Origin of the sequence: Rhodococcus sp. ACPA1 (assembly GCF_002300195.1) — a bacterium.
Taxonomy (GTDB): domain Bacteria; phylum Actinomycetota; class Actinomycetes; order Mycobacteriales; family Mycobacteriaceae; genus Rhodococcus_F; species Rhodococcus_F opacus.
In genome coordinates, this window is the sequence record NZ_NSDX01000016.1 from 67,471 (window position 1) to 79,574 (window position 12,104).

Consider the following 12,104-nt stretch of genomic DNA (forward strand, 5'->3'; position numbering starts at 1 on the left):
GCGCGCGTGACGAAGGATGGACGCGAACGGCTTGGTCAAGCACTGAGGGATCTGCTCGAGAAGGTGCCGGCGTCTCGAGGGAAGCAGACCTACCAGCTGTTGGCTGACGGGGCGAACGCGGCCCTGAGGAATAGCCGACGCCCGGGATACAGGGGGCCTTGGATCTCACGTCAGTCGGTAGGGTTCTGGATCCGCGAGGGAAAGCCGGCGAAGGATGAGCACCAACTTCGCGCGCTGGTTGAATACCTTCACACGTTGGCGGGATCGTCCGCGGCGCCCATGCGATGGGATGAGTGGAAGACGCTCTACGTCGACGCTATGACATCTGACTCGGTGCGGCGTACCGATCCGGAGACCGAGACGACACCCGGTGACCGGGCCCCGCTGGAGATCCACGACGACGTTCCTGACGAGAGCCCGGCGGACCTAGACCATCGAGTCGAACGTCGGCCGTGGCTCGACTCCGAGACCGAAACCGCGCTCCGGTCCGCCGTCCGCGCGCAGACTCCGGCGCGATCAGTTGCCGTGTTCGGGCGGTGGTGGCAACTCGAATCCTGGTTGCGCGAGCTCCTGTATCTCGAGCTACGCGCAAAGCTCGGCACCTCATGGACATCAGCACTGAGCCCGGAGGCTGCCTCCCGCCTGGGCGTCCATCGCACGCGCGGCGGCGCAGACGAGGCGAATCCACTGGCCCATCTCCACTACGAGGACCTAGTTCAGGTCATTAATGAGCACTGGGACGTGATGTCCTACGCGTTGCCGGAGCGGCGCTCATGGGACGGCCAGCAACACGAACTCGAACAGATCCGAGGCCGACTCGGTTATCTACATCACCCGCATCCCGATGACCTCGGACGCCTTGAGCAAACCCTTCGAGATCTCGAGCATGGTGCCTTCGTGGCGGTCGATTCGTACACCACCCGCTGGCGTCCGAAGCCCGAGAAGCACAAGGACGTCGTCACCCAAGATTGGATCGCGAGGCAGCATGTAGACGCGCAGCGCCTGCTGAGCGAGTATGTCGACCGTGACTATGGGACCCTGCTGATCCAGGCAAGTCGGCGACCCTGGAAAAGGGTTCCGGTCAAACTCGCCAATGCGCCCGGAATGCTCTGGCACGCAGAGCTTCTCCTCCGTCGGCGTCACATTGACCCGGTAGATCTCTGGTCGGCATTGAACGACAGGAACCTAAGGCAACTGCTCGTTCACATCACGATCGATCCATATCAAGTGGGGTTCACCTTCTCCGCTGTGGACGATGAACGCGCAGTCTCGGACGCGATCGGACGTGCATTTGATTCGACTCTGTCGGTGTCACGCCACGGGCGTGCGCCTGACGAATATGAGGATTATCAGGCTCGGGCACGCAGTCTCGACTTCCGCGTGCAATCGGGAACGGGCTGGACAATCGGTGCGACTGCTCCGATGCAAACCTTCGGTGCGGGCGGCAGTGTAGATGTTGCTCCGACGTGGTGAAAGAGAATCGAGAGCGGTCGCGCAAGACCAGTGATGGGACTCGCGGTGTGCGCACCGCCGCATACATCAACCGCTGGCTGAACGGGCACTCAGTCGCCCGGCGCCTTCGCCGTGAGCGTGTTCGCCCCGTCCGCGACGATGAGCAGCCTGCGGTTTGTGTGCCAGGAGGTAGCTATATGGCTGTTCTTGAGCTTCATTTCGCCACCATTGTGAACGTCGGTGAGGACGTCCTCGCGACATCACTGGGCGCGTTGAGGCTCGTTGAGGTGTCGGGCCGCCGTGAGCAACGACGGGGTTGTCGGAATGCCCTGTCTGAGCCGAAAATCGGGCTGTCGGCCGGTGAGGGCGCTTCCTCCACCGGTTCACTTGATCGTCGGTGTGCTGGTCGGCGGGTCGTGTCATCCCCGGCGCAGGACTCGTCGTCCTGAGAGAATTCCAGGTATGGCGGGTGATGTGTTTGGTTTCCATGTACCTCGTGTGTGCAGGGTGCGCGGTGCGCTAGCCACCGAGGATTTGATCGAGCGTGCCACAGATGCCTTTCGTTCGCACGATGAGGAGGTGGTTATGGAAGCCGAGCGACTACGAAACGGAGTCCTGACGCTTCCATCTGTGGTCGCGGCGGCTGGGGCGATGGTAGTGCTGGGCGAGCCCGGTGCAGGAAAGACTTCAGTTCTGACCGAACTCACGTCCGCGTTGCCCCGAGTGGTGGACCTATGGGGCGGGGAAAGTGACGCATGCCTTTGGGTGTCGGGCGGAGATCTGACCGAGGGCTCCTTCGGAGAAGAGTTGGGCCGCCACCTGGCCGCCCTGCCTCCAACGAGGGGCGGCGGAACGGACGTGACCGGAGTGCTTACGGTGGTCCTTGACCAGGCCGACGAGAGCTCGTATCTTAGGCACCTGCCGCGTCGGCTGAAGAACGCGCTTCAGAGCCGTGATATCAGTCGTGTTCGCGTTTTAATTGCTTGCCGCACAGCCGATTACCCGATGATTATGACGGATGTGTTGTCTGATGTATTCGGGTCGTGCCGATGCATCGACTTGGCCCCGCTCACTAGGGAGGAAGCCGAGACGCTGGCCGACAGCGCCGACGTACCAGGGAAATCGTTGGTGGACGCCGCTGAGGCGGCCGGAGCGGCTGTGCTTGCGAGTGTTCCGCTGACTCTAGAATTGCTGGTTCTGACCTACCGGATCGACGGTCAGCTGCATGGCACGCCTCAGGAGCTGTTTGCCCGCGGTGTCCATCGGCTTGTCGAAGACCCAGACCCTGATCGTCTGACCAGCGCGATGGTCACCACCGGGCAGCAGCGACTTGCCGTGGCGGGTCGTGTTGCCGCCTGGATGCTGCTGTCCGGGCATCGGACCGTATGGCGAGGTGCCGCATTCGGGGCTGGTGACTTCGACCTATCCGGTGATGTACTGGCGGGCGGGACGGAGCGGACAGTTGCGGGGGCATTCGAGGCGACGCCTCAAGTACTGGAAGAGACGTTGGCAACGGCCTTGTTTACGGTGCCAGACAACAACCGGGTGGTGTTTCGTCACTCCTCCGTGACCGCCTACCTCGCTGCCCGGCACCTCGTCGATCGGGAAACAACGCAGCGGCAGCTCGCGAATCTTCTCCTGGTCGGCGCACCGGAAGGCGAGGCCTCGAGCATTCCTGTTCCTCTCCGGGAAGTCGCCGCGTGGCTGGTGGCGATGAACCCGACAGCTACAGACTGGCTGGCCGCGGCCGATCCCGAAAGTCTTGCGGTGCACAGCGCGCTAGTGCGATCCGACGATGTCCGCAGACTGACCGTCAGCAAACTCCTCGATCGCGCAGCGCAAGTTGAACTCAGTGACCTACGCTGGCAGCTCTCCCGCTGGGATCTGCACTATCCCGGCCTGGCGGACCAACTGACCGAAGTGTTGGAGGCCGCACCGATCGCAGGCGCGGTTGACTGGCAAACAACGGCAAGAACCCGGTTGGCCATCCAGCTGGCACAAGAAGCCGGCACGGGAAACCCAAGACTCGCCGACGCACTTTTGCGGTTGGTGGAGAACCACGCATGGGACGAGCCGGAGCGACGTCTAGCGGCACGCGCTGCGTTCGCCTGCGATGCGAATCGAGCGGTGCCCGTGCTCACCGGCGTTCTCGCCTCGCTCGACGATTCCTCCCGCGCGGCGCGGATCGACCCCCAGCACGACCTGCGAGGCACTGTGCTCGCTCTGTTGTGGCCCGAGCATATAGACGTTTCGACGATGCTGGCCTCGCTCAGGCCTCCGGCACCGTACGTGTACAACAATTACGCTCAGTTCTTGAAGAATATGCCCAGCAAATGCGCGGACGATCACCTGCCTGACCTTCTAGCTTGGGTGCAGAAGACTGTTCTGAATGTGGCGCCCCCGGCGGCCGGATTCGACTACTCAACCGGCCGGATCGAGAACTCCCTGATCGAATCCGCAATCGACCGCGCTCTCGGCGCCCCGGATCCGCAGCAACACATCAGCTCCATGGCGAGAATCATAATCGGCCTCTTCCGCGACCATCACGAGATCCGTATTCCGGACTGCTTACAACCGGGCGAGCAAGCACAAGAAACTCAGGCGACGCAGGCGCTCCGCAGGCTCCTGGCCGAAGCTCTCGTGAAAGAAGCCGACCGAGCGAAGATTGATCCACGGCAAGCGGCGTGGATGATCGTCCAGGATTGGCGATCCCGCTCGACACAACAGGTGGAAGGACCCGCGGCACCAGAAATGGTGGTCCGGAACCACCTGCTCGACGGGACGGACTTCGCTTGGGCGCTGGAGCAGACTGCCCAAGCAGCCAGGTCCGGAGACGACGCGCTAGTTGCGGCTTATGGTGAGCTTGCAGCCTGCGTGTTCCCGCGCGACGATCGGGAGGCGTTTGATCTGGCCTCCAATGAAGAACACCCCGCCTGGCCGTATCTGAGCTCCTTTTTTGCGCCAATAGTCATCGACAGCCAACTCGGTCGCGCGCTCCGCAAGGGGCATCGAGCAAGGAACACCGCGTGGGAGGACGCCCCGTTATTCGTTGCCGAACAGATGCAGCTGCTCGTTGCGGCCAGAATGGGCGACAACGACAGTTTGGCTTTGTTCCTGCGGCGCTTGCAGATTGACCCAGGAACGGGCCACGCCGGCGAACTATCCGGGGCGATTCACACTTGGCCGGGAGTCCGTGCCCTCAACGATGAGCTGACGGATCTGCCCGAGCTCGCGCTACGCTTCCTTACCTCCGAGCATGACCATGCCGATTCCTTGCCCGCGGCATCCGAACACGGCGACCACCCATGGGTCGGCTACGCACTACTCACCGAGCTCCACAGTGCTAATCGCCTCACTGAGCTCCCATCGAAGGTGTGGGAATCTTGGGCCGGCGCGATCCTCACCGAGTTCCTGGGGATGTCATCCAGCTTCAGCGAAACGGTACGGAAAGACCTGTTGCGCCAGGCTGCCCACCACGCCCCCGAATCCCTGGCCCAGCGCATCACCCAGCTTGTTTGGGCATCGCTTGCGAACGCTCGACAACCAGTAGAAATCTACGCCGTAAACCCAGATTGGGCGCCGGAGGTGTGCACGGCGATGGAGCGCCTCCTAATCGCACTCTCGGCCTGCCTGGGACTAGCTCAGAGGGTTGAGGACGATCCCGGACCCTCCGCTCTGTTAGACGAGAAGGGCGGATTGCGCAAGGACGATGACGGACGCGAGGCCGCACTGCAGACCTGGTATCGCCTCCTTGTATCTCTCCTGGCAGCTGGCCGTAGGACCGCTGTGGACGTTGTCGACACGGCGCTTGAGGAGCGCGCAGGGTCCCCGGATTCTGAACAGGTTGCGGTTCTTGCTGCCTGTTCCCTGCTGATGGTGGATGCCAAGTCGAACTGGCGGCGGGTCAAGGCCTACATGGGTGCCGACACGGAACTCGGCCGTCACCTCGCCGAGGAATGCGCGGGGACTGAAGTCGCCCGGCGAATCCACAGCTCCTTTGAGGAAGCTGAACTTGCGGACCTGTACGTGTGGCTCAGCGCCCTGTATGGACCAGAGGAAGATGTGATCTTACCTGGCGTGAGCAGGGTGACTGCCGAAGCAGAAGCGCGGAGATGGAGGGACGGGGTGCTGCGCGAGCTGAGTCGGCGGGCCACAGCGGACGCTGTACGTCAGCTGCGACAACTTGCGGCCCAAAATCCCGACAGGCTTGCAGTTGCTGCAGCACTCGTGGCGAGCGAGAAGCAGTACGCCTCCGACACTTGGAGCCAAGTGCAAGCTGACGATGTGATTCGAGTCCTCCAAGACCCCGCGCGGCGCGTCATCCGCACCAGTACGGATCTGCTGGACATAGCGTGCGAGGCGCTAGAAGAAATCAACGAGGAACTCCCGTCGCACTGTGAGCTGCTATGGGATCGGATACCGGGTAAGCGTCCGAAAAAATCCGCGACGTCCGCGGACAACAAAGCAATTCCGGACCGCTGGCGCCCGAAACCCGAAGCGGCCCTTTGCGCCTACCTCACCCACGAGCTGAGGCTGCGATTGGCTGGCCACCGTGTGGCGGTGAACCGGGAGGTCCTTGTCCGTCCGACGGACGCCTCCGGAGCCGGTGACCGTACAGACATTCTCATCGACACACTGCCTCCGCCGGGTGAGGACACAGCTGCTGCCATACCAGTAAGACTGGTGATCGAGGTCAAGGGCGCTTGGAATCCCGGGGTTATGACGTCGCAAGAGGATCAGTTGGCCGCCAGATACTTGCCCGAGGTTAGGACAGACAGCGGTATCTACCTCGTGGGATGGTTCCCAGTTGAGCTTTGGGACGATCCGGAGGACAGACGCAAGACGGAGGCAAAGAAGCACCCACCCGAGGCAATGCTGGCCGATCTGAGGAAGCAGTCAATGCGCCTGTCGCAGACAGGCTCGGTTGATCTCCGGCCCATAGTCCTCACCATTCCACGGCCGCACAAGTCATAGGCCGATTCGATCCGCTGTAATAAGCGCGGAGCTCCGGCCATTCCCATCGAACAGCAGATCCCATCGATTCGTCGTTTCCGGGATCGTGTACTCGTGACGTTCGGCGGGGGGTGGGTTCCCGCCACCCGTCCCTGTTGTACGTGGTGGCGATGCGTTCATCTGTCGTGAACGTAATGACGACTTGGTCGGCCTCGGCGGCAATGGTCAGTAGTTCGAGCCGTAGCCGGCGGCCGACCGGCGGCCGCTGGGGTGTGATTGCGGGCCATCGGAAGTGGTTGTGGAAGGTCACCGCGCCGCCCCGGCGGACGTAGACGGTGAGCGCCGCCCCGACCGTGTTGGTGCCGTTCGTCAGCCACATCACCCGAAACCGGTGCCGCCACCGGGTAGGCGCGGGATCGAGTCGCCAGTGCCAGACCGTAGATGACGTACACGAATATCCCGACCAGCATGAGTGAGATCGCCACGAGCAACACCCTCAGGACGTCATCGAGCGCGACGATGGTGAGTGCCGCCGCGATGACGGCGAGGAGCATTGTCAGTGCCAGGGCATCCCACCAGCGAGCCTGGTGCGGGCGCCTGAAGTGGCCGAGCTGTAGACGCGCCGCGGCACGAACTCGGGGTCCGGGCGGCGGGTTCGCAGTCCTCCAGCGGTCAATGCCGTCGAAGAAGCCAGTGGTGGTGCACTCGCCTTCAGGCCATCCTTTGTGCGCATCGATCACCGCGCATTCCTATCACTGAACTGGGCAGATGACACGTCCCTGTAGCGGCCGAAGGGCGACGCCCGCAACGCGATACTGTCCACACAACGGCCGGCGCGTAGCGATCACCCCGGCTCGGTTCCCGGCCGCCGGCACCTGAAGGGTGAGAGGGTGCGGGGTATGACATTCCGGCTGCCGACCACCCTCGCGACCGACTCGGACGCCGCGGCGGTCGCGGCGCTGACGCAGTATTACGACCGCCCGTATCTGGGCGCCGCCGCCTACGTCGGCGCGCATGTCGACTCCTGGTCCAGCACCGGGGACCGGGCGGGGGAGGCGGACCGGTTCACCGCGGACGGCCTGGTCGCGGCGGGTGTTCCTGTCCGTGCAGGTCCCCCGAGGGCGGCGCGGGCGATCCTGGACACCGAGGCGGAGGCGCTGAACGCCCTTCTGGCGGCGATAGGCCCGGATCGGGATCGGGTTCGACGAACCGGACCCGCTGACCCCGGGGTGGCCCGCCTGGGACCTGGAAACGGCCCTGCGGGCGTCGCCGGGGATCGGCCAGACGAAGGCGACGAAGCTGATCGCCCGCAAACGCCCTCCGGCTGTATCCGATCTTCGGTTTCGGTGGTCAGTGAGGTCCTGGGCACCGAGCGAGCACATCTGGATCCGGTCCGAGAGGTATTTCGCGCCGACGAGGGCGCGTTGCACCGTCAGTTGCTGTCACTGAGCTTCTCTCCTGGGCCCTTATCGCATTGGTTAGCGGGCGTGTGAAACTTAACTCATGGTGCTTGCGGGAGTGGTGGATTGGGGCAATATTCCGGCGTGGATCGGGAGCATTCTCACCGGAGGATCGCTTTTGCTCGGTTTCTATATTCTTTTACGAGATCGCTGGAAGGAGGAGAAGGAGCAAGCGAAGCAACTATTGATTCGAAGAATTCGCAAGTCGAAGAAGCGGGAGGGTTACGACTACCTGCTCGTTATTACAAATACCTCAGAACTACCGTTCTATGATGTTAGTGGGACATTGTTCTTCACTGGACCGAATTGGTCATGGATACCTCGCCATCTGCCGATAGGCTCGGTCGAGCATAGGAGAATCGCCGCCGTTAGAAAGGCCATCGATAGAGGCGGCAGAGACGACTGGCCTCTCGAATGGTCGGACCAACACCATGGCGATGACCTTCGATCGAACACGCTGTCACCCGGCGAGACGGTCACCTCAAAAGTATGGGTATCTGAGCCGAATATTTTTATGGTTATTCGGGCTAAGGATTCGCGAGGACGTTTTTGGGGATATGAGGCTAAATCGCGGGTTATGTTCAGATACGAAAAACATGACCCATATTCAGATTTCTAGAGATTCGCGATCTATTGTTCAGCCCATTGCGAGGCGTTCGGTACTGGCAGGTGGCTGCCTAGATGGGTGTTCAGTCAGATTCCCATTCGCGTGGCCGTGTCCTTCCCGAGAACAACGACGAGGGCGCGACGGATCGCGGTCGCGACGACCTCGGTGAGTGGCGGGAAGGCGAGATCGCGATATGAACTGTGCTCGAAGAACTTGTAGACGAGGATGGGGATCGTTGACATCGAGGACAGTATCCAGCGGACTGCGAGCGTGGTGCCGGATGGTGCCGCTGGGGCGGTGACGCTCGCCGACGTATGGGCGGCCGCTGCGGCCAGCGTGACGGCGGCGAGCAGCAGACCCGCCACATATACCACGGCCGTGATCTTGCTCTTGTTGCGGTGTAATGCCATTGCGACACCGATGCCTACCGTCGCTGCCGCGGCAAGTGCGGTGGCAGGGATCTTTGGGTCCGATCCCCATACTGCGCAGACCGCGAGAGCTCCGGTGGCCAATGCGGTGAGCAACGCGATGTTCCACGGGGCGTGGAGCCTGCTCGCGAATTTGAGCCATTTCTTGCTTCGTCCGTCCACCTCGATGATCGGCTGTAGGGGTTCCTGCGTCGGTGCCGGCAGCGGTGCGAATCTCCGTGTCGTGTTCAGGAGCAAGAGCCGAAGGTGCGGTTTCTGGGCGATATCTCTGCGGTAGTAGTAGGTGCTCCCGTCGTGCTCACGGACGAACGTGCCGCCCTCGAGACACCACGTCATCGAGACGAAGAGGATGCCCAGCGAAAGCGTATACAACGCGAATACGGCCAGGAACATTGTGTCGACGGGTAGGGACATGTGAAAGGGGTTGCCCAAGGTCCAGTTCCACGGCCACATCCACTGCCACGGAATGTCCCGGGTTCCGGAGCCGCCGGTAGCCGGCAGTGCGATGCCGAGCACCGTTCGCAACGGATACCCGAGTCCGACGACCAGTGACACGAGCACAGCGACGGAGGACGGCGACGTCTGTAAAGGCCCTTGAGTTGTGGGTACGTATCCGTTTCGTTCCATGCCTCGGAGAATCTCGTAAACAGCGGCGAGCCCGAAAACCCCGAGCAGCATCGGAAGCAGGTGGTGGAAGAACGAGACAAACGGGAGTGCGCATGCGAGCACAGCCAGAAAGAGACGCACCGAGATGGCGCACGAGACGAGGATGACGACAGGGCGAATGTCGGATGTCGTGGGGTCGAGCGGTATCCGACCGCGCTGTCCCGCGGCCGGAGCCTCCATGTCCTCGCCCAGGCCTCGCAGATCATTCCACTGATAGCGGGCTTGGTAAACAAGCACTTCGAGCACCAGCCACAGGACGACGACTCGTGGCCAGAAGTATTCGAGCTCGGCGGTCTCGGGTCGTACAGCCACGAGAACCAGGGCGCCTATCGGAAAAAACGGTGCCTTGGATAGGTCTGCCGGCCGGGGGAGAATCAGGTACGACGCGAGGCTTCGTCCGCGCGACGTCGAAGCCGTCCCGTCTACCGAGGGAGTGAGTGGTTCCATCGATCGGCGATGCGCATCGTCGACGAGGTTCTTGAAGTATCGCTTTCCTCTCACGGTGGCGTTGACGGACTCCATCAGAATCAGGGCCGTGGCTGCGCCGTAGAAGACGATCATGGTGAATTTCAGATAGATGTCGAACGTGCTGGCCATGTACATGACGAGTCCGATGAATACCGCACCGACCGAGAAAAAGATGATCATCGTCAGTACGCGCGGAATTCGCGTACCTTGGCCTAGCGATCGCAACGTCACCTGTATTTCCTGGTAGGACATGACCGTGAGATGTGGGTAGTCGTCGAGTGTGGGCGATGAGGGTAGTTCCTTACGGAGCTGACGTTCCAGTGCACGAATGTAGAAGCTGCGCACGGCCGCCTGGGAGCCGACGATCTGTAGCAGACAGATCAGGGCCAGTGGCACGAGCGGTGCCGCTGCCGAGATCCAGTCAGGCATCTGGAGCGTCGGCTTCTCACCGCTTATGCTTGCGACGAGCGCGCCGAGCAGGGTCAATGTGGCGACCACGGCTCCGAAGAGGGTGGTTTGCTGATTGAGGAGCTCGCGTTCGTCATCCCGCGCCGAGGTGTAGTCGGCGAGTAGTACGTCGAGATACCTGTCGCTTCCGTTCATCGGCACCTTTCGGAAGGCGTGGCGAACGCAGTCTAAGCAGGATGCTAACCGGAGATTCGGAGTCGGGGAGGGGTTGGCGAATTTCTCCGGCGTCATCGTCTTTCTGTTGCTCGTTCTTCTTCCCGGACTGAAACTGCCGAGTGTCTTCGGCCCTGAAGCACCTCTGTTCGTGGGCGCCTTTGTTCGTTGATCCCAGGGTGCTATTTGGGTTGGTTGAGGGCGTCGGTGATGCGGTCGTGGACCGGAGGTTTCGAGGTTTGTCCGGCGGTGTGGGCGGCGGCGTGGGTGCGGGTGTATTCGTCGTTGCTGAGCCGGATGGGGATGCGGTGGGCGGGGCCGGGGGGGCCTGTGGGCGAGTTCGCGTCTGAGGTGCTCACGCATTTCGCCGATGCTGAGGGTTGCAAGGTCGGTGAGGATCTGAGCGCCGGTGGAGGCGGGGTCGTCGAGTAGGGCCAGGAGGAGGTGGTTGGTGCCGATCCTCTTCGTGCCCGAGCAGGGTGGTCTGGCGCAGGCTGCCCTCGAGGACCTTCTTCGTCTTCGCCGGTGATGGGGATGTGCTCAACCGCCGGAGCGGAGCCCGCCGGTGCGCTGACACCGCCGAGCTTGCTCTCGAGGGCCGGCGCGGTGACACCCCACGAGGTCAGCGCCGCCGCTCCGGGGCCGCCAGCGTCGAAGATCCCGACGAGCAGGTGTTCGGTGCCGACGGAGTTCTGGTGGTGGGTGCGGGCGGCGCCGGCGGCGAGGACGACCACTTGACGGGCTTGATCGGAGAATCTCTCGAACACCATGACGTACTTCCTCCCCAGGCGTCGCCGCGAGCGACGCGAACTACTGCTGAATTCCCTGCTGCCCATTCTGGGCGGTGTGCAGGTGGTTAGGGGTGGGATCGATGCGACCTCGGCACCCGCGGCCGTAATTGTGCTGTGACCTGGTGTGATGACATGTCCCCGGTTTGTGATGTGGGGGTCGCCGGCGACCTGTTCGGGGAGTGGCGGCGCCGGGGTTCCGGCGGGCGCGCGGGTGTCTGTTGCGTCCGGTTTTGAGTCGTTTTTGAAAGACGTTGATTTGCAACATGTTTCGGTAATTAGTTGGTGAGTAGGTCTTTACGTGTTTTGTGCACAAACCTCAGCTTGTAAGGTTCAGAAGTTGTTGTTAATCAATAGAGTTGGATGATTTGAGGTTTTCGATGTTTTGGGTTGTGCGGGGGTGGGTGGTATGCTGTGGGTATGACATGGAGCGGCACAGGAAGGCGAGTGGGCGGCGGGTCGGGCGCACCACCCCGTCTCCCCAGCCGCGTTCGGCTGTGGGGGACCGGATCAAACGTGCCGATGGAAAGCTTTGGTGAGAGCCTAATCTCGGAAACTCAGAGGAGCGAAGCGACTCGATCGACGGCAACGGGAATGGACCCACTGCGAGCCGCGCAGCGGCTCCCTGGCGGGGAGCGCAGCGACTCGCCCCGTCTCCCGG

At 62.3% G+C, this 12,104-nt stretch carries 5 protein-coding genes and 2 pseudogenes; 5 read left to right on the forward strand and 2 right to left on the reverse strand.

Going from position 1 to position 12,104, the window contains the following annotated elements:
* The first annotated feature begins 6 nt into the window (after positions 1-6).
* The 5 genes and pseudogenes from CJ177_RS46360 to CJ177_RS47210 all read left to right on the forward strand — a co-directional run bounded on the left by CJ177_RS46360 (position 7) and on the right by CJ177_RS47210 (position 8,484).
* A complete protein-coding gene (locus tag CJ177_RS46360; RefSeq protein WP_095871080.1) occupies positions 7-1,473 on the forward strand; it encodes a hypothetical protein in 1,467 nt (488 codons plus the stop codon).
* A gap of 564 nt (positions 1,474-2,037) precedes the next feature.
* Complete coding sequence (locus CJ177_RS46365) at positions 2,038-6,426, forward strand: hypothetical protein (RefSeq protein ID WP_218835214.1); 4,389 nt, start codon at positions 2,038-2,040, stop codon at positions 6,424-6,426.
* 878 nt (positions 6,427-7,304) lie between these two features.
* Positions 7,305-7,541, forward strand: a pseudogene (locus CJ177_RS47905) (hypothetical protein); the annotation flags it as partial.
* 121 nt (positions 7,542-7,662) lie between these two features.
* Entirely contained in the window at positions 7,663-7,854 is a 192-nt protein-coding gene (locus CJ177_RS47910) for a hypothetical protein (RefSeq protein WP_257015108.1), read from the forward strand.
* A gap of 54 nt (positions 7,855-7,908) precedes the next feature.
* Positions 7,909-8,484, forward strand: coding sequence for a hypothetical protein (locus tag CJ177_RS47210; RefSeq protein ID WP_143548831.1), 576 nt, complete (start codon positions 7,909-7,911; stop codon positions 8,482-8,484).
* Between the two features lie 74 nt (positions 8,485-8,558).
* On the opposite strand, the gene CJ177_RS46380 is transcribed toward CJ177_RS47210, so the two are convergent.
* Together CJ177_RS46380 and CJ177_RS49725 are read right to left on the reverse strand one after the other, a co-directional pair.
* Complete coding sequence (locus CJ177_RS46380) at positions 8,559-10,637, reverse strand: hypothetical protein (protein ID WP_095871082.1); 2,079 nt, start codon at positions 10,635-10,637, stop codon at positions 8,559-8,561.
* A gap of 662 nt (positions 10,638-11,299) precedes the next feature.
* Positions 11,300-11,491: pseudogene (locus CJ177_RS49725) on the reverse strand (hypothetical protein); the annotation flags it as partial.
* Between the last annotated feature and the right edge of the window lie 613 nt (positions 11,492-12,104).